Raw genomic sequence first — 24,379 nt, 5'->3', positions numbered from 1 at the left:
GAGGACAGCTGGATTCACCATGGGGGTTCGCCTTCACGGCGGCAGGCACCGCGGCGCGGGTCAATGGTGAGCCGACCCCGCTCCTGAACAACAGCCCCGCTACAACCCCGCGATCGCGTTCCACCGCTTCGCGAACTCCGTCCGCTCCTCCGACGTGATGTCCCGCGCGATCGCGAGCCGCCCCCGCATCGCGTCGTCCGGGAAGATCAGCGGGTCATCGGCCAGCTCCGCGAGCTCCTTGTCCTTGGAGGAGGCGAGGATGTCGCGGGCGGCCGGGACGGGGCAGACGTAGTTGACCCAGGCGGCGAGCTCCGCGGCCACCTCGGGCTCGTAGTAGTAGTCGATGAGCCGCTCCGCGTTCCGCTTGTGGCGGGCCAGGTTCGGGACCATCAGGGACTCGGCCCACAGCTCCGCGCCCTCCTGGGGCACCACGAACTCGATGTCCGGGTCGTCGGCCTGGAGCTGGATCACGTCGCCGCTGTACGCCTGGCAGGCCAGGACGTCGCCGCTGGAGAGGTCCTTGATGTAGTCGTTGCCCGTGAAGCGGCGGATGTGCTTCGAGGCCACCAGCTTCTCCACCCGGTCGCACACCCGGTGGAAGTCGTCGGCCTTCCACTTGGTGATGTCGACCCCGTCGCCCTGCATGAGCAGCGCGAACGACTCGTCGAGCCCGGACAGCAGCGTGACGCGGCCCTTGAGGTCGTCGGCCCACAGATCGGAGACCTGCTTGATCTCGCGGCCCAGCTTGCGCTTGTTGTACGCGATGCCGGTGATGCCCGACTGCCAGGGCACCGTGTACTTGCGGCCGGGGTCGAAGCTCGGCGAACGCAGCAGCGGGTCAAGGTACTTGGTGACGTTCGGCTGCCGGGCGCGGTCCATCTCCTGCACCCAGCCGAGCGTCACGAAGCGGGCGCACATCCAGTCGCTGATGACGATGAGGTCGCGGCCGGTCTCCTGGTGGTTCATCAGGGACGGGCTGATCTTGCCGAAGAACTCGTCGTTGTCGTTGATCTCCTCCGTGTAGCGGACGTCGATGCCGGTCCGCTTCTCGAAGGTGTCGAGCGAAGGGCGCTTCGTCGAGTCGTCGTCGTCCGTGTCGATGTAGAGCGGCCAGTTGGCGAAGGCCAGGCTCTTGTCCTGCCGGGAGCGGTCCCCGGCGGCGCGCTCGCCGGGCCCTATGTACGCGGCGGGCACCCCGCAGCCCGCGAGCGTACCGATCGCCGCACCTCCGCCCAGGACTCGGAGCAGGGAACGGCGGGAGACTGAAGAGGCTCTGGGGTTCGCTCGCACCCCGGCAGCATGCGCCTGCGTGTCACGTACAAGCAATGGACGCTGCGTCGAGCCGAGCGGTCCGGAACCGACACCCTGTCGATCGGTCCCGGTCACCATGATCGCGCCGTCACCCAGGCTCCAGCCACCCCGCCAGCTCCCCTGCCGTAATCCCCTCCAACGGCGAGGCGTCGACCTGCCCCGGGTAGAGCCGGTACACCGTGCCCGCCCCCGCATCCTCCGCGCCATCCAACTCACCGTGCAGCAGCGCCAGAAGCGCCCGGCGGCCCGCGAACTCCGGCTCCACGCGCGGCACGTCGGCATCCCAGCCGTCGCGGATCCGCACCGCGAAGTCCGCGCGCGGCTCGTCCTCCGCACGGCGGTAGCCCCGCAGGACCTGGTCACGTCCCCGCACGTACACCTCGCCGTCGGTGCGGGCCGCGGCGGTCCAGCAGGCCAGGTCCCACAGGGTGGCCCGGCCGCACGGCTGGAAGGTGTCGAGCAGGTCGTTGCCCATGCGGCCGAGCTGCTTGCGGTAGCGCCACACGTCGTGGTTGCCGTCGCCCGTGCCGAGGGTGACGTCGGCCCACCAGGCGCGGCGCGTCCGCAGGTCCACGATCATCGGCACGCGCAGCGCCGCCTGGCCCGCGAGGTCGAAGCGCTGGCGGACCGTGCGCGGGTCGTACGTGGCCCGCGCGCTGCTCTCGATGGCCATGAACCCCGCGAAGGCGTCCGGCAGTTCATCGAAGGGGACGTTGTTGTACGAGAGGACCGCGGGCACCACGAAGCGCACCCCCGTGTGGGCGAGCCGCGGCAGGTCCAGGTCCAGGTACTCGGTGGCCCCGTGCGGGGCGGGCGCCGAGGTGAGGTCACCGGAGTGCCGGGCGGCGCCGCCCGCGTACGCCAGCTGCGTGTAGTCGCACAGGCCTATGAAGCGCCACAGGTCGTCGTAGAGCGCGACCGACAGGTCGAGGTCGACGCGGACGCCCTTGGGCTGCTGCCAGTGCAGGAAGAGCCGCACGGTCTCGCTGTCCGCGGGCATGGGCAGCGAGCTGCCGCGCGGCACCGCGACCAGCGAGGCCGCCGAAGCGCGCTCGGCGAACGGCACCGGCAGGTCGGCGAGCGAGGCGTCAAGGACGGCCAGGTCGTACCGCTCCCCCTCCCGCCGAGCGAGCCGCCGCACGGCCTCCGCCTCGATCAGCTCCCCGGCCCGCCCCGCGACCCGGGAGGGCAGCGGCGGCCGGTGGTCGTCCACCGCGTACGCCTGGGTGATCCGGCCGCGCGGGAAGAAGACGCGGCGGTGCCCCGGCTCGGAACGAACCTTCATGCGGCCGTACGCGCCGAGCAGCGGGCCGGGAGCGGTGAGCGGCAGGGCCTTCGCGAGCGCCTCGCCCACCGCGTCCGGGAGCGTCACCGCACCCGACCGGGCCAGCAACAGGTCCAGGCGGCGCAGGAGTTCACCGGGTCGCTCGCGCAGCAGGCCCGCCGCGGCCGTGGTGTCCCAGCGGGCGAGGGCCTCCTCCACCCGCCCCTGCCAGGTGACGATCCGCAGCCGGTCGCCTTCGAAGCGGACGTCCTCGTGGCGTGCGGCCTCGGCGAGCAGCACATCGGACAGCGCGCCGTCGCCGATGCGGGTCCCGCGCAGGACGGCGAAGGCGAGCGCCACGCGCGCGTGCCGGTGGGCCTGCTCGTAGGGGTGCAGGAGTTCGCCGGCCCGCTTCCAGGCGCGCGGGTGGCGGGCCATGTCCTCGGCGAGCCGGCGGAGGTCGAACCCGTCGAGCAGGGCGAGGAGTTCACGACGTACGGGCCGCGACAGCCCGCGCAGACGCGGCAGTTCGAGGAGATCGGGATCGCCCCCGGACCGTACGACGAGGATCCGCAGCACATCGGTGGCGGTATCGGCGTGCCGCATGACCAGCGGGCGCGTCGAGGGCAGGTCGAGGAGCGGCGCGAGGGCGAGTGCCTTGCTCTCGCGCAGGGGTATCGCCGCCGGGAGCCAGTCGGCTGCTCCCGCTGGGTCCAGGTGCCCCAGAAGCAGCACCAGGTCGTCGTGGTCCTGCGGGCTCAGCGGCGTACGACGGGCGAGCAGCGCGGCGAGTTCGGCGGAAGCATCACCCGGCGCCGCCAAGCTGAGCGCGCGCAGGACCGCGCCGCCGTCGCCGCCGAGGCCCGCGCCGGTGTCGATCCAGGGGTTGACGGGGCCGTCCGTCTCGTAGCGGTTCTCGCAGACCGGGCAGGCGTACCAGAGGCAGCACAAGTCGCAGCAGCCCCAGTCCTCCTGCTTGCCGTGGCAGTCCTCGCACAGCAGGTGCGCGCAGGGGACGAGCGCGCGCACGCGGGCCTTGGTGCTTCCGCAGTTCATGCAGGGCTGGTGGGGCTGGACGGCGAGGTACTCGACGACGAGGGTGGCGTACCGGTCACGCGCGTGCCGGTACGGGGTGTTGTCGGGGAAGTTCTGGAACAGCGGGGCGTGGCGCCGGTCGGAGCCCATGAGCGCGTCGATGTCGGCGAGCAGCTTCTGCCCGGTCGCGGCGAGGTCGGGGACGGAAAGCGCGGTCAGCGCGCGGCGCAGCGGGACTGTCAACAGGTGCCCGCGGTCGGCGAGTTCGGCTTCGAGGACGACCACGGCGGCGTCGGTCACCGAGGACCGTCCGGCGCCGGAAGGAACGTACACACTCTGCCGGCGGCGCAGCAGAAGTCCGGCGAGATCGTCGGTCGTCGTCATCAGGTCCCACCCCCGTGGTCGCAGAAAGGCGGGGGCGGGGAGTGTGTGCGCTACGGATCTTTTTGCATAAGAGGAAGAAGGAAGCACACAACGGAGCCGCCCCCGCGTACACAACGGTACGCGGGGGCGGAAGGGGCGTCACACGATTAATCGCCGGGTGCGCGCAGTGCCCCGTCAGGGCCGCGGGGAACTGCGCGATCAGCCAACCGCGAGCCGCGGAGGCCGACGGCGAGCAACCAGGCAGACGAACTAGCCCTCGATCGACGTCATGACGTGCTTGATCCGCGTGTAGTCGTCGAACCCGTACGCGGAAAGGTCCTTGCCGTACCCGGACTTCTTGAAGCCGCCGTGCGGCATCTCCGCGACCAGCGGGATGTGCGTGTTGATCCAGACGCAGCCGAAGTCGAGGACCTTGGCCATGCGCATCGCACGCGCGTGGTTCTGCGTCCAGACCGAGGAGGCGAGCGCGTAGTCCACGCCGTTCGCGTACGAGACGGCCTGCGCCTCGTCCGTGAAGGACTGGACGGTGATGACGGGCCCGAAGACCTCGTTCTGGATGATCTCGTCGTCCTGCTTCAGGCCGGAGACGACGGTCGGGGCGTAGAAGAAGCCCTTCTCGCCGACCCGCTGACCGCCCGCCTCGACCTTGGCGTGCGCCGGAAGCCGGTCGATGAAGCCGGAGACCTGCTTCAGCTGGTTGGCGTTGTTGAGCGGGCCGAAGAGCACGTCCTCGTCGTCCGGCTGCCCGGTCTTCGTGTCGGACGCGGCCTTGGCGAGCGCCGTCACGAAGTCGTCGTGGATGGACTCGTGGACGAGCACGCGCGTGGCGGCCGTACAGTCCTGACCCGCGTTGAAGAAGCCCGCCACGGAGATGTCCTCGACGGCCTTGGCGATGTCGGCGTCCTCGAAGACGACGACCGGCGCCTTGCCGCCCAGCTCCAGGTGGACCCGCTTGAGGTCCTTGGAGGCGGACTCCGCGACCTGCATGCCGGCGCGCACCGAGCCGGTGATGGAGGCCATCGCCGGGGTGTGGTGCTCGACCATCGCGCGGCCCGTGTCACGGTCGCCGCAGACGACGTTGAAGACGCCCTTGGGGACGATGGAGCCGATGATCTCGGCCATCAGGACCGTCGACGCGGGGGTCGTGTCCGAGGGCTTGAGGACGACGGTGTTGCCCGCGGCGAGCGCCGGGGCGAACTTCCAAACACCCATCATCATCGGGTAGTTCCACGGCGCGACCTGCGCGCAGACGCCGATCGGCTCGCGGCGGATGATGGAGGTCAGACCCTCCATGTACTCGCCGGCCGCGCGGCCTTCGAGCATTCGGGCCGCGCCCGCGAAGAAGCGGATCTGGTCGACCATGGGCGGGATTTCCTCGGACCGCGTGAGCCCGGTCGGCTTCCCGGTGTTCTCGACCTCGGCCGCGATGAGCTCCTCGGCGCGCTCCTCGAAGGCGTCGGCGATCTTCAGCAGGGCCTTCTGCCGCTCGGCGGGCGTCAGGTCGCGCCAGGCGGGGAACGCGGCGGCGGCCGCGTCCATGGCGGCGTCGACGTCGGCCTGGCCCGACAGCGGCGCGGTGGCGTAGGACTCGCCGTTGGCCGGGTTGACGACCTCGGTGGTCCGGCCGTCGGCGGCGTCCCGGAATTCGCCGTTGATGTAGTTACGCAGACGGCGCAGCTCGGTGGTCACTTCCGGCCCTCCAGTCAGATGTCCAGTGGATGAGACACCCACCCTAGTCGTTCTACCGACGCTTTCAACATACCCGGAGCCCCAGAACTGCGAAATCCGTGAGTATCGAAGCTCCAAACAACGAATTACATCGATCTGACCTTGCGGAACTGACGAGTCCTGTGCACCATGGGGTCGTGGCCAGTCGCAGCGCAGATCCCAGTAGTTCCCGACACGGGAACAGCTCTTCTTCCATCGACGCCGTCTCCCTGGCGATCATCGAACAGCTTCAGGAGGACGGACGCCGCCCGTACGCCGCCATCGGCAAGGCCGTGGGCCTCTCCGAGGCGGCCGTGCGTCAGCGCGTCCAGAAGCTGCTCGACCAGGGCGTCATGCAGATCGTCGCCGTCACGGACCCGCTCACCGTGGGGTTCAGGCGCCAGGCGATGGTCGGCATCAACGTCGAAGGCGATCTGGATCCGGTCGCGGAAGCGCTGACGGCCATGGCCGAGTGTGAGTACGTGGTGATGACCGCGGGCTCCTTCGACCTGATGGTGGAGGTCGTCTGCGAGGACGACGACCACCTTCTCGAAGTGATCAACAAGCGCATCCGCGCCCTCCCCGGCGTGCGCTCCACCGAAAGCTTCGTCTACCTGAAGCTCAAGAAGCAGACCTATATGTGGGGAACCCGATAGCCGTGAGCAAGGACCTCAGCCAAACCGCGTACGACCACCTGTGGATGCACTTCACCCGCATGTCGGACTACGAGAACGCACCCGTGCCCACCATCGTGCGTGGCGAGGGCACCTACATCTTCGACGACAAGGGCAAGAAGTACCTCGACGGCCTCTCCGGCCTGTTCGTGGTCAACGCCGGTCACGGTCGTCACGAGCTCGCGGAGACCGCGTACAAGCAGGCGCAGGAACTGGCCTTCTTCCCCATCTGGAGCTACGCCCACCCGCAGGCCGTGAAGCTCGCCGAGCGCCTCGCGAACTACGCGCCGGGCGACCTGAACAAGGTCTTCTTCACCACCGGTGGCGGCGAGGCCGTCGAGACCGCGTGGAAGCTGGCGAAGCAGTACCACAAGCTCACCGGCAACCACCAGAAGTACAAGGTCATCTCCCGCGCGGTCGCCTACCACGGCACCCCGCAGGGCGCCCTGTCCATCACCGGTCTGCCCGCGCTCAAGGCCCCCTTCGAGCCGCTCGTACCGGGCGCGCACAAGGTGCCGAACACGAACATCTACCGCGCCTCGATCCACGCCGACGACCCGGTGGCCTTCGGCCGCTGGGCCGCCGACCAGATCGAGCAGGAGATCCTCTTCGAGGGCCCCGAGACGGTCGCGGCCGTCTTCCTGGAGCCGGTGCAGAACGCGGGCGGCTGCTTCCCGCCCCCGCCCGGGTACTTCCAGCGTGTGCGCGAGATCTGCGACAAGTACGACGTGCTGCTCGTCTCGGACGAGGTCATCTGCGCCTTCGGCCGTCTCGGCACGATGTTCGCCTGCGACAAGTTCGACTACGTCCCGGACATGATCACCTGCGCCAAGGGCATGACATCGGGCTACTCCCCGATAGGCGCCTGCATCATCTCGGACAGGCTCGCCGAGCCGTTCTACAAGGGTGACAACACCTTCCTGCACGGCTACACCTTCGGCGGCCACCCGGTCTCGGCCGCGGTCGGCAACGCCAACCTCGACGTCTTCGAGAAGGAGGGTCTCAACCAGCACGTGCTCGACAACGAGGACGCGTTCTTCCAGACCCTGCGCAAGCTGCACGACCTGCCGATCGTCGGCGACGTCCGCGGCAACGGCTTCTTCTACGGCATCGAGCTCGTGAAGGACAAGGCCACCAAGGAGACGTTCAACGACGAGGAGACCGAGCGCGTCCTGTACGGCTTCCTCTCCAAGGCGCTCTTCGAGAACGGCCTGTACTGCCGTGCCGACGACCGCGGCGACCCGGTCGTCCAGCTCGCCCCGCCGCTGATCTCCACCCAGGAGACCTTCGACGAGATCGAGGGCATCCTCCGTCAGGTCCTCACGGAGGCCTGGACGAAGCTCTGATCCCTCTGATCCCTCTGATCCATCGTGTGATGGAGTGATCAACACCGGCCCCGGGGGCGCCCGTTCGAGTGAGAACGGGCGCCCCCGGGCCGCGTCTTTTCCAGGCAGCGGCGCCTGGATCCCTAGCGTGCCCAGTGACCGATCGGCCCCGCCTTCGTTCCCCCGTAAGGGGGAGGCAAACTGATCTGAACCGAGGTGTACGTGATGGTGGCCCCGCCGGACAACGACGTGCTGTGGGCACGCGCCCTGCACGTCACACACAACGGCTCGCCCGCGCTCACCGGCGTATCGCTCGGTGTCCGCGAAGGCGAGATCCTCGCCGTCACCGGCCCTCGCGGCAGCGGCAAAACGACTCTCCTGCGCTGTCTCTCCGGCCAGCTCCTGCCCGAGCGGGGCGAGGTCTGGTTCAACAGCACGCCGGTGCACACGATGGGCCCACTGGTCCGCGAGCGCCTGCGCCGTGACCGCTTCGGCTGGATCGACCCGGAGCCGCACCTCGTGCCCGAGCTCTCCGCCTGGGAGAACGTCGCGCTGCCACTGATGCTGCGCGGCGAGGCACGGCGCCTCTCCAAGACCACCGCCCATGACTGGCTCGACCGCCTCGACATCGGCGACTGCGCCCGCAAGCGTCCGCACGCGCTCCTCCAGGCCCAGCGCCAGCGCATCGCCATCGCCCGCGCCCTGGTCACCATGCCGTCCGTGATCTTCGCCGACGAGCCGACCGCGCCACTGCACCGCGCCGACCGCGCCCACGTCCTTCGTACGCTGACGACCGCGGCCCGCTCGCACGGCATCACGGTCGTCCTCGCCACGCACGACACGGAGATCGCCGCGCTCGCCGACCAGTCGGTCGCCCTACTCGACGGGAGGCGCGTGAACACCGTCCATCTGCCGGGGGCCGAGGAGCTCGCGGCGGCGGTCGACGGCGCGGGTGCCCCGGGTACGGCTGGGTCCGGCGACGACTCCGACGAGGCGGAAGGCCGGGCCGCGTGCTCGCTCTCCGTCTAGCCCGCGGCGCCCATCCCCTGGTCCAGCTGCGCCGGCTGCTCGTCGCCGCGGCGTCGGCCGGCACCGGCTTCCTGCTGCTGTGCACGCTGGGCTACGCGATGGGACATCCGGAAGCGTCCGGCGGGGCCGCGCTGCGGCTCGCCTGGTGCGTCGCGCCGATCGCCGCCACCGTGTACTTCGCCGTCACCGTCGCGCGCACCGACCCGGCGACCCGGCCGCGCTCCGGGCTCTCCGCGGTGGGACTCGGTCCGGCCAGGCTCACGGTGCTCGCCGCGATCTCCACTGCCGTGGCGTGCACGCTCGGTTCTCTGGTGGCGCTGCTGCTCTTCCTGCACCTGCGCGGCGATCTGACCGGGCTGCCCTTCGACAACGCCTCGTCCGAACTCCTCGCCGCGGGCCGTCCGTTGCCGCTCCCCGCCGCCCTCACCCTGCTCGCCCTGGTCCCGCTGACCGCCTCCGCGGCCAGCGCTGCCGCCCTGCGGCCTCGCGCCGCGAGCCCCAGGGCGGGGAAGCAGGACGACACGGCGCCGCCCGACGCCCCGGCCGCCGCGCCGAGCGGGCTGCCCTGGGGGGTCGCGCTGCTCGCGGCGGGCCTCGCCGTCGAGACCTACGCGAGCCGTTCCCCGGGCGACTCGGACCTGACGCTGCCGGGTGGACTGGCCGGCAGCCCCGTGGGGGTACTCGCCGGGTGGGCGCTCACCGCGGTCGGCCTGGTGCTCGCGGGGCCCGGCCTCACGCATCTGTGCGGGCGGCTCCTCCAGGCGGTCAGGCCCGGGGCGATGCGGCTCCTGGCGGGGCGTGGCCTCCAGGAGGAGGCACGGCGGATCGGGCGGCCGCTCGGGGTGCTCTGCGCGGTGGGGTCGGCGGCGTACGCGGCGCTCACGCTGTACTCCGGCGACCGGCCCGACATCGGCCCGCTGACCCAGCTCGGCTCGCTGCTCGTCGCGGGCTGCGCGGTCCTCACGCTGGCCACGGCCGCGGTCGAGGTCAAACACGCGCGGGCGGACACGACGTCCGCGCTGCTCCAGCTCGGGGCGCCCGCGTCGAAGCTGCGCGGCGTCGCGGCGCTGCGGGCGGGCGCGCTGGCGGCGGTGTTCGTCCCGCTGACCTGGGTGGTCGCGCAGCTGGCGGCGCTGCCGCTGGCGGGCTGAGGGTGGTCCAGGAATTCACCGCAGGAATTCACCGCAAGAAAGTTCCCGACCACCGATGAGTTCCGCATCGAACGTGCGTCTACCCCTCCGTAAGGCACGCAGGCACGCGGCACGGACGCAGACGGACGCGCCACGCGGAACTCGACGCAACGGGAGACCTCACATGTACCAGCAGATGATCTTCGTGAACCTGGCAGTGGACGACGTCGCCGCCTCCAAGAAGTTCTTCACGGACCTCGGCTACGCGATCAACCCCCAGTTCTCGACGGACGACTGCGCCTGTGTCGTGATCAGCGACACGATCATCGCGATGATGCTGGGCAAGAAGCACTACCAGCAGTTCACGGAGAAGCAGATCGCGGACTCGCGTACGACCAGCGAGACGCTGCTCTGTCTGAGCGCCGAGAGCCGCGAGAAGGTCGACGAGCTGGTCGACAAGGCCCTGGCAGCCGGTGGCACGGCGGGCAAGACCCAGGACTACGGCACGATGTACGGCCGCGCCTACGACGACCTGGACGGCCACACCTGGGAAATCATGTGGATGGACCCCTCCCAGGTCCAGGGCTGAGCCCCGCCGCCCGGCGCGGCCTGCTTAGCATGGGCGGATGCAGCCGACTCCCGAACCAGCGTCCGCCCGCAGGCACTCGCCCCAACCTCCGGTCGGCGACCGCGAGATCGAGACCCTCGCGGAGTTCGACGAGTTCGCCGCGCGCGGCTCGCTCGCCGGGTGCCGCGTCCAGGCCATAGACCTGATGGAACGTACGGCCGCCCTCGCGACCTGCGACGCCACCGGTGCGGTCTTCCTCGGCTGCCCGATGGAGGAGAGCGCGGCGGCGGCGCTGCGGACCGCGGGGGCGCTGGTGTTCCCGCCCGTACCCGGGCTGCCGTTCGCCCCCTACCGAGGACTTCTCTACACGCCGGACGAACTGTTCGAGGGCCTCGCGGACGGTGGGTACGAGGCGACTCCTGACGCCCGTGCGTACGCCTGGTTCCAGGAGACCAAGGCAGACGGCGACGTCTTCGCCTCGATGCTCCGCGCGATCCACGACGACTCGATCTCGGACGCCCTGGACGAACTGCTCGTCAGCGCACGGGTGGTGGGCGTCATGGGCGGCCACGCGATGGCCCGTGGCACGGAGGCCTACGAGGGCGCGGCCCGGCTCGGCCGCTCGCTCGCCCGTGCCGGGTTCACGGTCGCCACGGGCGGCGGCCCCGGCGCGATGGAGGCGGCGAACCTGGGCGCGTACGCGTCCGTCTTCCGCGACGAGATGCTGGACGAGGCCCTCGAACTCCTCGCCAAGGCGCCCTCCTTCACCCCGTCGATCGGTGACTGGGCGCGGGCGGCCTTCGACGTCCGCGAGCGCTGGCCCTCGGGCGGCGCGTCGGTCGGCATCCCCACCTGGTTCTACGGCCACGAGCCGCCGAACGCCTTCGCCACCCACCTCGCCAAGTACTTCGCCAACGCCACCCGCGAGGACGGCCTGCTCGCGCGCTCGAACGCGGGCGTGGTCTTCCTCCCCGGCGCGGCCGGCACGGTCCAGGAGATCTTCGACGCGGCAACGCCCAACTACTACGAGTCGCGAGGCGAACCGGTCCCGATGATCCTGGTGAACCGCGAGCACTGGACGGAGCGGCTACCGGCCTGGCCCCTGCTGCAGGCGTTGGCGCGGGGGCGCTCGATGGAGTCGAGGATCGCCTTGGTGGGCAACGTGGAGGAGGCTCCGGCGGTACTGGCATCGCTCTCGTCCGGCGGACAATCCAGCCCGTCCGGCGTTTGAGGACGAACCCGGCGAAGCCGGTGATGAGCGGCGCGCAAGGCCCCCGGGCCCGCGGCTTGTGCGCAAGGCCTCCGGGCCCGCGACCTGTGCACAAGGCCCCCGCGCCTCCCGGCACCCCTCAGCCCAGCACCACAACGTCCTCCCCATCAAACCCGACCCCCACCGTCTCCCCCACCCCCGGCGCATCCCGCAACGCACAGGCCGCCTCGAGCCGCGGGCCCGCCGGCGGCTCCAGGTGGACGGCGACATGAGTGCCCCGGAACGTCCGCGCCGTCACCACGCACGGCAGCCCCTCCTCCGCCGCCATCAGCCGCACCCCGGCAGGCCGCACCAGCACCCGGCACCGCCCGTCCACCGCGTCCTCAGGGACCGGCACCTTCCCCCAGACGGTGTCCGCCACATCGCCCGCCACCGTCGCGTCGACGATGTTCCCGAAGCCCAGGAACCGCGCCACGAACTCATCCGCCGGATGCCGCCAGACCTCAAGTGGCGTACCGGACTGGGCGATTCGACCGTCCCGCATCACCACGACCCGGTCCGCGAGCGCGAAGGCCTCGCCCTGGTCGTGCGTGACCGCGAGCACCGTCGTACCCAACTCGTCGAAGAGTTCGCGCAGTTCGACGACGAGCCGCTCCCGCAGCGAACGGTCGAGCTGACCGAGCGGCTCATCGAGCATGAGTAGCCGCGGCCTGGGAGCGAGCGCTCGCGCGAGTGCGACCCGCTGCTGCTCACCGCCCGAGAGCGAGGCGACGGCCCGCCGCTGCGCTCCCGGCAGTCCCACCAGTTCGAGCAACTCGGCCACCCGGCCGGCCCGTTCACCGCGCGACGCGCCATGCATCCGCAGCCCGAAGCCGACATTGCCCGCCACATCGCGCTGCGGGAAGAGCTGGTGGTCCTGGAACATCAGGCCGACGCCACGCTTGTGCGCGGGCAGGCCCCGCTGATCGCGGCCGTCCAGCAGGACCTGTCCGCCGTCGAGTTCCTGGAGCCCGGCGACGGCCCGCAGCAGCGTCGATTTTCCGCTGCCGCTCGGTCCGAGCACGCACACGATCTCGTGCTCGCCGACCTCAAGGCCGACGCCGTCAAGGACGGCCCGGGCCCCGAACCGCACCGTCGCGTCCACCAGCGTCAGCAGACCCGCACCCCGGCCCACACTCATCAGAACTCCCCAGTCGTGCGGTCGGTACGGAGGCGTTCGAGCAGCAGCAGCGACACCGCGCACACCACCATCAAGATCGTCGAAAGTGCCATCGCCTGCCCGTAGTTGAGCTCACCGGCCCGCCCGAGGAGACGCGCGACGGCGACCGGCAGGGTCGGGTTGTCCGGCCGCGCGATGAACACGGTCGCGCCGAACTCCCCCAGGGACACGGCGAAGGCGAACCCGGCGGCGATCAGCAGGGCCCGTCGCACCATCGGCAGATCGACCTCCCGCCACGCCCGCAGCGGCGACGCGCCGAGCACGGCCGCCGCCTCGCGCAGCCGTCCGTCCACCGCACGCAGGACGGGGAGCATGGTGCGTACGACGAACGGCACACCCACCAGGGCCTGCGCGAGCGGCACCAGGATCCACGTGGAGCGAAGATCCAGCGGCGGCTTGTCGAGCGTGATCAGGAACCCGAAGCCGACCGTCACCGCGGAGACGCCGAGCGGCAGCATCAGCAGGGCGTCGAAGCCGCGCACCAGCCGCCCCGCCCTGCGCGTCAGCGCCGCGGCGGCGAGCCCGCCGATCAGCAGGGCGATGGCGGTGGCGGCGAGCGCGTACTGAAGCGAATTCCAGATCGCGTCGATCGGCGGGACGAGGAACGCGCCGCCGTCCGCCGAGGTCAGCTCCTTGTAGTACGTGAAGCCGTAGCCGTCGGGGGTGCTCAGCGAGCGCTCGATCAGGACGCCGAGCGGCAGCAGGATGAGTACGGCGATGGTGAGCATGACACCGCCGAGCAGCGCCCACTGGCCCGCCCCGCGTGGCCGCCGCGCGGCCGTGGAGGCGTCGACCAGCTTCAGGGCGGTCTCCCGGCGGCGCACGGTCCACGCGTGCACGGCGAGGATGACGCCGACCGCGGCGAACTGCACGATCGTCAGGACGGCGGCTGTCGGCAGGTCGAGGAGCTGGGCGGTCTGCCGGTAGATCTCGACTTCGAGCGTCGAGTACGCGGGTCCGCCGAGGATCTGTACGACGCCGAAGGAGGTGAAGGTGAACAGAAAGACCATGAGCGCCGCGGCGGCGACGGCGGGTCCGAGCGCGGGCAGTGTCACCGTCCGCCAGGCCCGCCACCGCGAGGCGCCGAGCATCCGCGCGGCCTCTTCCTGGCGCGGGTCGAGCTGCGACCAGAGCCCGCCCACCGTGCGTACGACGACGGCGTAATTGAAGAAGACATGAGCGAGCAGGATCGCCCACACGGTCGTGTCGAGCCGCACCCCCCACATCTCGTCGAGCAGCCCGCCGCGCCCGAGCAGCGCGAGGAACGCGGTCCCGACGACGACCGTCGGCAGCACGAACGGAACCGTGACGACCGCCCGCAGAATCTGCTTGCCCCTGAAATCGAAGCGCGCGAAGACATACGCGCCGGGGAGCGCGACGAGGAGAGTGAGCGCCGTCGACGCGAGCGCCTGCCAGGTGGTGAACCACAGCACGTGCCGCACGTCGGACTGCCCGATGACGTCCGCGATCCGCCCGAACTGCCACTGGCCGCCCACCTTCAGGCCGCGCGCGACGATCGCGGCGACCGGATAGGCGAAGAAGACCGCGAAGAACGCGACGGGCACGGCCATCAGGCCGAGCCGAGCCGCGCTCCCGCGCGGGAGCCCCTTACGGGACCCCTTTACTTCAGTACGAGCGAGGTCCACGACTTGACCCACTGATCACGGTTGTCGGCGATCTTCCCCGGCTCCATGGTCTCCGGGTGGTCGATCTTCACCCCGTGCTTGACGAACAGCTCGGGCAGCTCGGCGGTCTTCCGCACCGGGTTGACGAACATGTTCAGCGGCATGTCGTCCTGGAACTCGGTGCTGATCAGGAAGTCGAGCAGCGCCTTGCCGCCCTTCTCGTTCTTGGCGTTGCTGAGCAGCCCCGCGTACTCGACCTGCCGGAAGCAGGTGCCGGTCGCGACGCCGGTCGGCGCCTCCTTGGGCTGCGGCTTGGCGTAGAGCACCTCGACGGGCGGCGACGAGGCGTACGAGACGACGAGCGGCCGCTCGCCCTTGGCCTTCTTGCCGCCGGCGGACCCGGAGAACTCCTCGTTGTAGGCCTGCTCCCAGCCGTCGACGACCTTGACGCCGTTGGCCTTGAGCTTCTTCCAGTAGCCCTGCCATCCGTCGTCGCCGTACTTCGCGGCGGTGCCGAGGACGAACCCGAGGCCGGGCGAGGAGGTCGCGGCGTTCTCGGTCACGAGGAGGTTCTTGTACGCGGGCTTGGCGAGGTCCTCGAAGGACTTCGGCGGCGCCAGCTTCTTGTCGGCGAAGTACTTCTTGTCGTAGTTGACGCAGATGTCGCCGCTGTCGACGGGTGTCACGCGATGCTTGTCCTGATCGACGCGGAACTGCGACATGACCTGGTCCGAGCCCTTGGCCTCGTACGACTGGAAGAGGCCGTTGTCGAGCGCACGCGAGAGCAGTGTGTTGTCGACGCCGAAGAAGACGTCGCCCTGCGGATTGTCCTTCGACAGAATCGCCTTGTTCACGGCGGCTCCGGCGTCACCGTCCTTGAGGACGTTGACCTTGTAGCCGGAGCTCTTCTCGAACGCCTTCAGTACGTCCTTGGAGACGTTGAAGGAGTCATGACTGACAAGCGTGACGCTCTTGGACGCAGTCTTGTCGCCGCTGCTGTCGGACGAGCCGCCGCACGCGGAGAGCGCGACAAGCCCGAGGGCCACCGCGACCGCGGTGACCGTGACCTTCTTGGTGGTGGTGCTCACTGAGTTCATTCCTCCTGGAGTGACCAGGAAGAGACGCGGCCCTGCCCGCGGACCGGATCGAACCGGTCCCCGGGCAGGGCGCAACAGCTTGAGTGGCGTCCGAACTTCCTACCCGGAATGACCCGGGCAAGGTTCAGAGGGTCTGCGGCCAACCTGTCCTTGGTGCCGCACTCTCAGCGCTGTGGCGCTCCCCTGTCGGAATATGAAGATGTGTCCCGGCTATGAAGTTGTGTTCCGGCCAGACTAACGCTCGGACGCGGCGAGCTGACCGCACGCCCCGTCGATCTCCTGGCCACGAGTGTCACGAACCGTGACAGGTACCCCATGGGCGGCGATGGCGTCCACGAAGGCCTTCTCGTCCTCGGGCCGCGAGGCGGTCCACTTCGAACCCGGCGTCGGGTTCAGCGGGATCAGGTTCACGTGAACGGGCTTGTTCTTGAGCAGCCGCCCGAGACGGTCACCGCGCCAGGCCTGGTCGTTGATGTCGCGGATCAGCGCGTACTCGATGGAGAGGCGGCGCCCCGACTTGGCGGCGTACTCCCATCCGGCATCCATGACCTCGCGCACGTTCCACCGTGTGTTGACGGGCACGAGGGTGTCGCGGAGCTCGTCGTCGGGTGCGTGCAGCGAGATGGCGAGGCGGCACTTGAAGCCCTCGTCGGCGAACCGGTGGATGGCGGGCACCAGACCGACCGTGGACACGGTGATGCCACGCTGCGAGAGCCCCACACCGTCCGGCTCGGGATCCGTCAGCCTGCGAATGGCGCCCGTCACGCGGTTGTAGTTGGCGAGCGGCTCGCCCATCCCCATGAAGACGATGTTCGAGAGCCGCGCGGGCCCACCCGGGATCTCCCCGTCCCGCAGAGCGCGCATCCCGTCCACAATCTGATGCACGATCTCGGCGGTCGACAGATTCCGGTCGAGCCCGGCCTGCCCCGTCGCACAGAACGGACAGTTCATCCCGCACCCGGCCTGCGACGAGATGCACATCGTGACGCGGTCGGGATAGCGCATGAGCACGGACTCGACGAGCGTCCCGTCGAAGAGGCGCCACAGCGTCTTGCGGGTGGTGTCGTCGTCACAGCTGATGTGCCGCACCACGGACATCAGCTCGGGAAGCAGCGCCTCCTGCAGCTTCGCGCGCGAACCGGCGGGAATGTCGGTCCACTGCTCCGGGTCGTGCGCGTACCGCGCGAAGTAGTGCTGCGAGAGCTGCTTGGCGCGAAACGGTTTCTCGCCGGCGGCGGCGACGGCTTCCTTGCGCTCGGCGGGCGTGAGGTCGGCGAGATGCCGCGGCGGCTTCTTGGCTCCGCGGGGCGCGACGAAGGTGAGTTCTCCGGGTACAGGCATGGTCCATCCAGTGTCGCAGACATACGACAAGGGGCCCGCCGCCCTGTGGACAACGAACCCCTCACGCGCATGGACGCAGGCCAGCCCTCAGCCGGACCCCACGAAAATGACCAGCAGCAGCCACACCACCGGCGCCGTCGGCAGCAGCGAGTCCAGTCGGTCCATGATGCCGCCATGGCCCGGCAGCAGCGTGCCCATGTCCTTGATGCCGAGGTCACGCTTGATCATGGACTCGCCGAGGTCACCGAGCGTCGCGCTCGCGGCGACCGCCAGGCCGATGAGCAGGCCCTGCCACCACGCGCCGCCGTCGATCAGGAACTCCATGCACAGCGCGCCCGCCGCCATCGCGAACGTCACCGCGCCGACCAGGCCCTCGCGGGTCTTGCCGGGGCTGATGCGCGGGGCGAGCTTGTGCTTGCCGAAGCGCCAGCCGATCGCGTACGCCCCGGTGTCGCTGACGACGGTCAGGAGCAGGAACGTGAGCACCCGCTGGGCGCCGTCGTCCGCGGTGAGCATCAGCGCCACGAACGTCGCGAGGAACGGGACGTAGAACGCCGCGAAGACGCCCGCCGTGACGTCCTTCAGATAGCCCTCGGGCGGCTCGGTCATCCGCCAGACGAGCACCGCGAGCGCGGTGAGCGCCATGGCGACCCAGGCGCCCTCGGTCCCGCGGACGTACCCGGCGACGACCATCGCGGCGCCGCCCACCGCGAGCGGGACCAGCGGCGCCTTGATCTGCTTGCGCTCCTGGAGCCGCGAGGTGAGCTCCCAGAGACCGACCACGACGGCGACCGCTATGACGCCGATGAAGACGGCCTTCACGATGAAGAGCGACGCGACGATCACCGCGCCGAGCCCCACGCCGACTCCTATGGCCGCCCCGAGATCACGGCCCGCGCTCTTCTTCTGCGGCGCTTTGGGCGCTTGAGGCGCTCGCGGCGCCTCGGGGGCGGGCTGTGATGCGCTGGCCATGGGCTCCTGGGGTACATCAGGCACGTCAGGCATGTCGGGCACGATGGGCATGGGCTGCGTCTCTGCTGGATACAGGGCGTCATGCGCATCGTACGCGGGACCTGCCGGGGCAGCCCCTTGAGCAGGGCCCTGGTCGGGCGGCCCCCAGTACCCGGCTCTGGGAGGCGCCCCCCAGGAAGAGTCGTTCACGGATCGGATTCCTCAGTCCTCAGACTTCGAGCCCTCAGACCTCGAGCAGCTCGGCTTCCTTGTGCTTGAGCAGCTCGTCCACCTGAGCGACGTACTTCGCGGTGGTGTCGTCGAGCTCCTTCTCCGCGCGACGGCCCTCGTCCTCGCCGATGTCGCCGTCCTTGATCGCCTTGTCGATCGCTTCCTTGGCCTTGCGGCGGATGGAGCGGATCGAGATCTTGGAGTCCTCGGCCTTGGTCTTGGCGACCTTGATGTACTCCTTGCGGCGGTCCTGCGTCAGCTCGGGGAACGTCACCCGGATGATGTTTCCATCATTGCCGGGGTTGACGCCGAGGTCGGAGTCGCGGATCGCCTGTTCGATGTTGCGCAGCGCGCTCTTGTCGAACGGGGTCACCACGGCCATCCGCGGCTCGGGCACCGAGAACGAGGCCAGCTGGTTGATCGGCGTAAGGGCGCCGTAGTAGTCGGCCACGATCTTGTTGAACATCGCCGGGTGCGCACGGCCTGTGCGAATCGCGGCGAAGTCCTCCTTGGCGACCACGACGGCCTTCTCCATCTTCTCCTCGGCCTCGAGGAGGGTCTCTTCGATCACCACTTGCTCCTGCGTGTTGTGAGTGGGCTGGGGGCGCCCCCACACGGTGAAGTAGGGGGAGTCCATGGGGCGTCGGCTGCGTCGCGTCTCTTTCCCTGCACCGTGTCCGACCGGCAGGGCTTTGTCCATCCCTCGGGAGGCGTCCCCGAGTTCAGGCGCGGGTGCCCTCGTCGCCCACGAGTGTGCCGATCTTCTCACCCTTGACGGCACGGGCGATATTGCCTGCGGCGAGCAACTCGAAGACCAGGATGGGCAGCTTGTTGTCGCGGCACAGCGTGATCGCCGTCATGTCGGCGACCTTCAGGTCGCGGGTGATGACCTCGCCGTAGCCGAGCGCGTCGTACTTCACCGCGTCCGGGTTGGTCTTGGGGTCGGAGTCGTAGACCCCGTCGACGCCGTTCTTGCCCATGAGGAGGGCCTCGGCGTCGATCTCCAGGGCGCGCTGGGCCGCGGTGGTGTCAGTGGAGAAGTACGGCATGCCCATACCGGCGCCGAAGATGACCACGCGGCCCTTCTCCAGGTGCCGCACGGCGCGCAGCGGGATGTACGGCTCCGCGACCTGGCCCATCGTGATGGCGGTCTGGACGCGGCATTCGATGCCTTCCTTCTCCAGGAAGTCCTGGAGGGCAAGGCAGTTCATGACCGTGCCGAGCATGCCCATGTAGTCCGAGCGGGCCCGGTCCATGCCGCGCTGCTGCAGTTCCGCGCCGCGGAAGAAGTTGCCGCCACCGATGACGGCCGCGATCTGGGCGCCGTCACGGACGACGGCGGCGATCTCCTTGGCGACCGCGTGCACCACATCGGGGTCGACGCCAAGGCCGCCCCCGCCAGCGAATGCCTCGCCGGAGAGCTTCAGCAGGAAACGACCGGCGACTTTGTCGTCACCACTGTTTGTGTCGGCCTTGGTGGTCATGGTGTTCTCACTTCTTTTTGCTCGGCGCACATACGAAGAAGGCCACTGCCGGTGGGGTGTCGTTCGCATCCCATGCTCGGCAATGGCCTCCTCGTCAGATCTGCGGTCGTACGTCGCGTACTGCGTGGGTACGCGGGCGACCACTGTCGACCCTAGCGGGGTCTACCGTCGATCGCGGTACGGACTCAGATGCCGACCTTGATGCGCGAGAAGCGCTTCAGGGTGACACCGGCCTCGTCCAGGACCTTCTGGACGGACTTCTTGTTGTCGAGCGCGTACGGCTGGCCGAGGAGGGTGGCCTCCTTGAAGAAGCCGTTGACGCGACCCTCGACGATCTTGGGCAGCGCGGCCTCGGGCTTGCCCTCGGCGCGGGTGGTCTCCTCGGCGACGCGACGCTCGGACTCGACGACCTCGGCCGGAACGTCCTCACGGGAGAGGTACTTCGGCGCGAAGGCGGCGATGTGCTGCGCGATGCCCTTGGCGAGGTTGGCGTCGGCCTTGTCCAGCTCGACCAGGACACCGATCTGCGGGGGCAGGTCGGGCATGGTGCGGTGCATGTACGCGGTGACGAAGGCGCCCGAGAACTGCGCGAAGCGGTCCAGGACGATCTTCTCGCCGAGGTTGGCGTTGGCCTCGTCGACGTACGCCTGGACGGTCTTGCCGGCCTCGATCTCGGAGGCGAGCAGCGCCTGGAGGTCGGCCGGGGACGTCTTGGCGATGTGCGCGGCCAGCGAGTTCGCGACGGCCTGGAACTTCTCGCCCTTGGCGACGAAGTCCGTCTCGCACTTCAGCTCGACGATGACGCCGGAGGTGTTGTCGTCAGCGATGAGGGAGACCACGGCGCCGTTCTCGGCGGAGCGGCCCTCGCGCTTGGCGACGCCCTTCTGGCCCTTGATGCGCAGGGCCTCGACGGCCTTGTCGACGCTGCCTTCGGCCTCGTCGAGCGCCTTCTTGCAGTCCATCATGCCGGCGCCCGTGAGCTCACGGAGCTTCTTGACGTCAGCGGCGGTGTAGTTCGCCATGATCCTGAAATTCTCTTTCGGAGGTCTGAAAGATCTACGGGTGAACGGCGGGGGCCAGCAGGCCCCCGCCGTCAACTACCGAACCTGTGAAGGTCAGGCCTGCTCGGTCTCCGCGGCGGGGGCCTCGGCGGCAGCAACCTCGGCGGGGGCCTCGGCCTGCTCGGCGTCGGCGGCCTGCTCGGTCTCGGCGGACTTCTGAACCTCGGCCTCTTCAGCCTTCGGCTCGTCGGCCTTGGCCTCGTCGGCCTTCGGCTCGTCAGCCTTCTTCTCACCCTCGAGCAGGTCGCGCTCCCACTCGGCGAGCGGCTCGCCGGCGGCCTTCTCGCCCGGCTTCTGGTCGCCCGTGGCGACACCGGAGCGGGAGATGAGGCCCTCGGCGACCGCGTCGGCGATCACGCGGGTGAGCAGGGTGACGGAGCGGATCGCGTCGTCGTTGCCCGGGATCTTGTAGTCGACCTCGTCGGGGTCACAGTTCGTGTCGAGGATCGCGACGACCGGGATGTTGAGCTTCCGGGCCTCGCCGACAGCGATGTGCTCCTTCTTGGTGTCCACGATCCAGACGGCGCTGGGCACCTTGGACATCTCGCGGATACCGCCGAGGGTCTTCTCCAGCTTGGCCTTCTCGCGGGAGAGGACGAGCAGCTCCTTCTTGGTGAGGCCGGACGCGGCCACATCCTCGAAGTCGATCTGCTCGAGCTCCTTCAGGCGCTGCAGGCGCTTGTAGACGGTCGAGAAGTTGGTGAGCATGCCGCCCAGCCAGCGCTGGTTCACGTAGGGCATGCCGACGCGGGTCGCCTGCTCGGCGATCGCCTCCTGCGCCTGCTTCTTCGTGCCGACGAACATGACCGTGCCGCCGTGGGCGACGGTCTCCTTGACGAACTCGTAGGCGCGGTCGATGTACGACAGCGACTGGAGCAGGTCGATGATGTAGATGCCGTTGCGCTCCGTGAAGATGAAGCGCTTCATCTTCGGGTTCCAACGACGGGTCTGGTGACCGAAGTGGACGCCGCTTTCCAGCAGCTCCCGCATCGTGACGACGGCCATGGCCGTACTCCTTGGTGTTCTCGGTTGTGCCGCGTCCGCCGGATGGCAGTCGCGCCTGACGCCCGCGATACGCCGTGCCGCAAAGGACCGAGAGGCGCTGGCACCTGGCTTTTGAAGACCTGGTGTCGGGGCGTGCGAAGTCGACCCGGTGACCCGGATCGCCACAAGAAGTGTACGGGACCCGCGAGGCACCGGGTGACGCCGCTGTCCACCAGTGGGTGACGCCGTTGTCCACAACCGGCTGGTAGTCCACAGATCCGGTTCATGATCCCCGCGGACGGGGCCGACGCGGGACGGTTCTCGCATGTCTCACATGCGACGAGAGCTGAGCTTGGCGCTGCTGTCCGTGGTGCTGCTGACCGTGGCGCTGATCACTGCGGTGGTGCTGCCCGCCGGTGCCGCCGGGGAACCCGTGGCGGGGGTGAACGGCGGGGAGCCGGTGCCCCAGGTGGGCGGCGCGTGGCCGGTGGGGGTGCGCCCTCCTGTCGTACGGGGATGGGAGCCCCCGGCGACGGAGTACGGCCGGGGCCACCGGGGCGTGGACCTCGCCGCGCCGCCGGGCGCCGTGGTGCGGGCGGTGGCCGCGGGCCGGGTCTCGTTCGCGGGCCGGGTGGCGGGCCGCGGGGTGGTCGCGGTGGAGCTGTCAGGAACGGGTGATCCACCTCTGCGCACGACGTACGAACCGGTGCGGGCCACGGTCAAGAAGGGCGCCGAGGTGGCGGCGGGCGAGGCACTGGGGGTGCTTGAACTCCCTACGGCCCACTGCCCGGGCAGCTGTCTTCACTGGGGTCTGCTGAGGGCCGAGGCATACCTCGACCCGCTGTCGCTGCTGCCGCCGTGGCTGCTGCGGCGCGGGGCGTCCCGCTTGCTGCCGGTGATCGACGTGCCGGTCCTGCGGCTGGTCCCGGTGTGGGCGGGCGCGGCCCTGCGACCGCTTCCGCTCCGGGGAGGCGCGACCCTGCGACCGCTTCCGTCGGGGGCAGGCGACCGGGGCCTCAGCCCCGCACGCCCCTCAGCGCCATGGCGACCGCTGCCTCCGTGATGGCGGCCGGCTCCTCGGCGACGCCGAGCTCGATCCGTCGCACCGCGGCGTCCACGATCCCCTGCAGCAGCATCGCCGCCATGCGGGGCTGCTCATGCCCCAGCGTCTTGAGCGCCTCGACGATGATGGCGATCAGACCCCCGTGCGCGGCACGGATCTTCTCCCTCGCACCAGCGTCCAACTCGCCGGCCGAGATGGCGACCACGGCCCGGTGCCTGCGGTCGCCGACCAGGGCCAGCTGCTGGCGCACATACGCCTCGACCTTGTCCTCGGCGGACTCGGCCCGCTCCATCGCCGCCGAGACCTCCGCCGCCCAGACGGGGAAGTCGACCTCGCACAGCTCCTCCACCACCGCGGCACGCGAGCGGAAGTACTCGTACACGGATGACCGCGCGAGCCCCGTGCGCTCAGCCAGGGCGGGGAAGGTCAGCGCCTCCGTACCGCCCTCGGACAGCAGGGACCGCGCGGCGTCCAGCAGGGCGCCGCGCTGCATCGACCGGTGCTCGGCCACAGAGGCCGCTCGAATCCTTGGCACGCCTCCACTCTACGGACGCGATCGCCGGGGCGGGAGTCGATACATCCCGGAAGACTCGCCATCCGCACCCCTCGGCAGCCGCCGGGGGCAGGGACGATTCAGCGCCCTCAGCGGCCAAAACTCGCCAGCTTCGCCCGCAGCTGGAGCACCGATTTCGTGTGGATCTGGCTCACCCGGCTCTCCGTCACCCCGAGCACATTGCCGATCTCCGCGAGCGTGAGGCCCTCGTAGTAGTAGAGGGTGACGACGGTCTTCTCCCGCTCCGGAAGCGTGTTGATCGCCCGTGCGAGCAGCTTTCGCAGCTCGCGGTCCTCGGCGACCTCCACGGGGTTGTCGGCCGCGGTGTCCTCGAGCGTGTCCATCAGACTCAGCCGGTTGCCGCCCTCACCGCCGACGTGCAGCAGCTCCTCCAGGGCCACCACGTTCGCCAGCGACAACTGGCTGAAAACGGCGTGCAGTTCCTCCAGCGCGATCCCCATCTCGTGGGCGACCTCGCTCTCCGACGGCGTACGCCGCAGTTGCGCCTCAAGCGTGGCGTAGGCGCGCTCGACGTTGCGCGCCTTCTGCCGAACGGACCGGGGGATCCAGTCGAGCGCCCGGAGTTCGTCGATCATCGCGCCCCGGATACGCGTGATCGCGTACGTCTCGAACTTGATGGACCGCTCGATGTCGAACTTCTCGATCGCGTCGATGAGACCGAACACCCCTGACGAGACGAAGTCCGCCTGCTCGACATTGGGCGGAAGACCCACGCTCACCCGGCCCGCGACGTACTTCACGAGCGGCGAGTAGTGCAGGATCAGCTGCTCGCGCAGCCGCCCGTCCCCCGTCTCCTTGTACGACCGCCACAGCTCGTCCAGCGACGAGGGTGCGGGGGGCCGCTCCCGCTCGCCACTACGGGCGGCGGGGGGAGCTGCCGCCCGATCGGACCCTGAGGTGTGCTGGGGCATGCGTCGCCTTGAGCCGTTCTGCCGTGAACTGGTGGGGTCACGCGAGCCGGCGGATTCGCCCGCGCTCGCGAAGTGGTGAGCTTGCGTGAAGTGAATGAGGTTGTCCGTCTGATTGCCTGTGGTTGCCTGTCCGCGTCGGAATCCTTGTGAGCGTAGCGTGACTGGAGCGTCGCAGTGTGCGAAGAGTAGGGGATCGGGAGG

At 69.7% G+C, this 24,379-nt stretch carries 20 protein-coding genes, 1 pseudogene and 1 riboswitch; of the genes and pseudogenes, 7 read left to right on the top strand and 14 right to left on the bottom strand.

The annotated features are described in order from the left end of the window. Window positions 1-99: 99 nt before the first annotated feature. The 3 genes from ACGFX9_RS18145 to ACGFX9_RS18135 form a co-directional block, all read right to left on the bottom strand. Entirely contained in the window at window positions 100-1,290 is a 1,191-nt protein-coding gene (locus ACGFX9_RS18145) for a spermidine/putrescine ABC transporter substrate-binding protein (protein WP_393472235.1), read from the bottom strand. Window positions 1,291-1,399: 109 nt separating this feature from the next. Continuing rightward, window positions 1,400-3,994 carry an MXAN_6230/SCO0854 family RING domain-containing protein gene (locus ACGFX9_RS18140; protein WP_393472232.1) on the bottom strand — a complete coding sequence of 865 codons (2,595 nt, stop codon included), beginning with the start codon at window positions 3,992-3,994 and terminating at the stop codon, window positions 1,400-1,402. 249 nt (window positions 3,995-4,243) lie between these two features. Further along, window positions 4,244-5,683, bottom strand: coding sequence for a gamma-aminobutyraldehyde dehydrogenase (locus ACGFX9_RS18135; RefSeq protein WP_393472230.1), 1,440 nt, complete (start codon window positions 5,681-5,683; stop codon window positions 4,244-4,246). A 176-nt stretch (window positions 5,684-5,859) separates the two neighbouring features. Between ACGFX9_RS18135 and ACGFX9_RS18130 the strand changes: the two genes are divergently transcribed. The 6 genes from ACGFX9_RS18130 (at window position 5,860) to ACGFX9_RS18105 (ending at window position 11,658) form a co-directional block, all read left to right on the top strand. Further along, on the top strand, window positions 5,860-6,357 hold the full coding sequence (locus ACGFX9_RS18130; RefSeq protein WP_393472228.1) for an Lrp/AsnC family transcriptional regulator: 498 nt from the start codon (window positions 5,860-5,862) through the stop codon (window positions 6,355-6,357). Then, window positions 6,342-7,721: an aspartate aminotransferase family protein gene (locus ACGFX9_RS18125; RefSeq protein ID WP_393472225.1), complete on the top strand. Its 1,380-nt coding sequence runs from the start codon at window positions 6,342-6,344 to the stop codon at window positions 7,719-7,721. The genes ACGFX9_RS18130 and ACGFX9_RS18125 overlap by 16 nt, the downstream gene beginning before the upstream one ends. Window positions 7,722-7,925: 204 nt before the next feature. Further along, the gene (locus ACGFX9_RS18120) at window positions 7,926-8,729 is read left to right on the top strand and encodes an ABC transporter ATP-binding protein (RefSeq protein WP_393472222.1); all 804 of its coding nucleotides are present in this window, start codon (window positions 7,926-7,928) and stop codon (window positions 8,727-8,729) included. After that, a complete protein-coding gene (locus tag ACGFX9_RS18115; protein ID WP_393472220.1) occupies window positions 8,711-9,880 on the top strand; it encodes a hypothetical protein in 1,170 nt (389 codons plus the stop codon). Before ACGFX9_RS18120 ends, ACGFX9_RS18115 begins: the two co-directional genes overlap by 19 nt. A gap of 163 nt (window positions 9,881-10,043) precedes the next feature. After that, a complete protein-coding gene (locus ACGFX9_RS18110; RefSeq protein WP_393472218.1) occupies window positions 10,044-10,448 on the top strand; it encodes a VOC family protein in 405 nt (134 codons plus the stop codon). Window positions 10,449-10,485: 37 nt separating this feature from the next. Beyond that, window positions 10,486-11,658, top strand: coding sequence for an LOG family protein (locus tag ACGFX9_RS18105; RefSeq protein WP_393472216.1), 1,173 nt, complete (start codon window positions 10,486-10,488; stop codon window positions 11,656-11,658). Between the two features lie 118 nt (window positions 11,659-11,776). Here ACGFX9_RS18105 and ACGFX9_RS18100 read toward each other — a convergent pair whose 3' ends face one another. From ACGFX9_RS18100 to rpsB, 9 genes are all read right to left on the bottom strand, one after another. Then, window positions 11,777-12,817, bottom strand: coding sequence for an ABC transporter ATP-binding protein (locus ACGFX9_RS18100; protein WP_393472214.1), 1,041 nt, complete (start codon window positions 12,815-12,817; stop codon window positions 11,777-11,779). Next, a complete protein-coding gene (locus ACGFX9_RS18095; RefSeq protein WP_393472211.1) occupies window positions 12,817-14,427 on the bottom strand; it encodes an ABC transporter permease in 1,611 nt (536 codons plus the stop codon). Before ACGFX9_RS18095 ends, ACGFX9_RS18100 begins: the two co-directional genes overlap by 1 nt. Before the next feature lie 50 nt (window positions 14,428-14,477). Next, entirely contained in the window at window positions 14,478-15,578 is a 1,101-nt protein-coding gene (locus ACGFX9_RS18090; RefSeq protein WP_393472207.1) for a thiamine ABC transporter substrate binding subunit, read from the bottom strand. Between the two features lie 78 nt (window positions 15,579-15,656). Beyond that, a riboswitch (TPP riboswitch) is annotated at window positions 15,657-15,773 on the bottom strand. A 39-nt stretch (window positions 15,774-15,812) separates the two neighbouring features. Beyond that, window positions 15,813-16,919 (bottom strand): 23S rRNA (adenine(2503)-C(2))-methyltransferase RlmN, encoded by a 1,107-nt coding sequence (rlmN, locus tag ACGFX9_RS18085; RefSeq protein WP_393472204.1) that lies wholly within the window; start codon window positions 16,917-16,919, stop codon window positions 15,813-15,815. A gap of 87 nt (window positions 16,920-17,006) precedes the next feature. Continuing rightward, on the bottom strand, window positions 17,007-18,080 hold the full coding sequence (locus ACGFX9_RS18080) for a phosphatidate cytidylyltransferase (protein ID WP_393472202.1): 1,074 nt from the start codon (window positions 18,078-18,080) through the stop codon (window positions 17,007-17,009). 34 nt (window positions 18,081-18,114) lie between these two features. Beyond that, window positions 18,115-18,672: a ribosome recycling factor gene (frr, locus tag ACGFX9_RS18075; protein WP_365824123.1), complete on the bottom strand. Its 558-nt coding sequence runs from the start codon at window positions 18,670-18,672 to the stop codon at window positions 18,115-18,117. A 151-nt stretch (window positions 18,673-18,823) separates the two neighbouring features. Beyond that, on the bottom strand, window positions 18,824-19,585 hold the full coding sequence (gene pyrH / locus ACGFX9_RS18070) for a UMP kinase (RefSeq protein WP_393472199.1): 762 nt from the start codon (window positions 19,583-19,585) through the stop codon (window positions 18,824-18,826). A gap of 185 nt (window positions 19,586-19,770) precedes the next feature. Then, window positions 19,771-20,607, bottom strand: coding sequence for a translation elongation factor Ts (tsf, locus tag ACGFX9_RS18065; protein WP_393472196.1), 837 nt, complete (start codon window positions 20,605-20,607; stop codon window positions 19,771-19,773). A 93-nt stretch (window positions 20,608-20,700) separates the two neighbouring features. After that, the gene (gene rpsB, locus ACGFX9_RS18060; RefSeq protein WP_393472193.1) at window positions 20,701-21,651 is read right to left on the bottom strand and encodes a 30S ribosomal protein S2; all 951 of its coding nucleotides are present in this window, start codon (window positions 21,649-21,651) and stop codon (window positions 20,701-20,703) included. Between the two features lie 313 nt (window positions 21,652-21,964). Here rpsB and ACGFX9_RS18055 point away from each other — a divergent pair. Next, window positions 21,965-22,543, top strand: a pseudogene (locus ACGFX9_RS18055) (peptidoglycan DD-metalloendopeptidase family protein); the annotation flags it as partial. A 103-nt stretch (window positions 22,544-22,646) separates the two neighbouring features. Here the strand turns inward: ACGFX9_RS18055 and ACGFX9_RS18050 are convergent. Continuing rightward, window positions 22,647-23,204, bottom strand: a complete 558-nt coding sequence (locus ACGFX9_RS18050; RefSeq protein ID WP_393472534.1) for a TetR/AcrR family transcriptional regulator — start codon at window positions 23,202-23,204, stop codon at window positions 22,647-22,649. A gap of 131 nt (window positions 23,205-23,335) precedes the next feature. Further along, the gene (gene whiG, locus ACGFX9_RS18045; RefSeq protein ID WP_393472190.1) at window positions 23,336-24,178 is read right to left on the bottom strand and encodes an RNA polymerase sigma factor WhiG; all 843 of its coding nucleotides are present in this window, start codon (window positions 24,176-24,178) and stop codon (window positions 23,336-23,338) included. Window positions 24,179-24,379: the final 201 nt, after the last annotated feature.

Origin of the sequence: Streptomyces sp. NPDC048436 (genome assembly GCF_043200355.1) — a bacterium.
Lineage (GTDB): Bacteria > Actinomycetota > Actinomycetes > Streptomycetales > Streptomycetaceae > Streptomyces.
Note: the sequence above shows the minus strand (reverse complement) of the source record. Positions and strands in the feature narration are given on the sequence as shown.

Coding starts and splice junctions, on each gene's coding strand:
- ACGFX9_RS18140 (WP_393472232.1), bottom strand. CDS start 3,994: ATGACGACGACCGACGATCTCGCCGGACTTCTGCTGCGCCGCCGGCAG.
- ACGFX9_RS18120 (WP_393472222.1), top strand. CDS start 7,926: ATGGTGGCCCCGCCGGACAACGACGTGCTGTGGGCACGCGCCCTGCAC.
- ACGFX9_RS18110 (WP_393472218.1), top strand. CDS start 10,044: ATGTACCAGCAGATGATCTTCGTGAACCTGGCAGTGGACGACGTCGCC.
- ACGFX9_RS18105 (WP_393472216.1), top strand. CDS start 10,486: ATGCAGCCGACTCCCGAACCAGCGTCCGCCCGCAGGCACTCGCCCCAA.
- ACGFX9_RS18100 (WP_393472214.1), bottom strand. CDS start 12,817: ATGAGTGTGGGCCGGGGTGCGGGTCTGCTGACGCTGGTGGACGCGACG.
- ACGFX9_RS18095 (WP_393472211.1), bottom strand. CDS start 14,427: ATGGCCGTGCCCGTCGCGTTCTTCGCGGTCTTCTTCGCCTATCCGGTC.
- ACGFX9_RS18090 (WP_393472207.1), bottom strand. CDS start 15,578: ATGAACTCAGTGAGCACCACCACCAAGAAGGTCACGGTCACCGCGGTC.
- rlmN (WP_393472204.1), bottom strand. CDS start 16,919: ATGCCTGTACCCGGAGAACTCACCTTCGTCGCGCCCCGCGGAGCCAAG.
- pyrH (WP_393472199.1), bottom strand. CDS start 19,585: ATGACCACCAAGGCCGACACAAACAGTGGTGACGACAAAGTCGCCGGT.
- tsf (WP_393472196.1), bottom strand. CDS start 20,607: ATGGCGAACTACACCGCCGCTGACGTCAAGAAGCTCCGTGAGCTCACG.
- rpsB (WP_393472193.1), bottom strand. CDS start 21,651: ATGGCCGTCGTCACGATGCGGGAGCTGCTGGAAAGCGGCGTCCACTTC.
- whiG (WP_393472190.1), bottom strand. CDS start 24,178: ATGCCCCAGCACACCTCAGGGTCCGATCGGGCGGCAGCTCCCCCCGCC.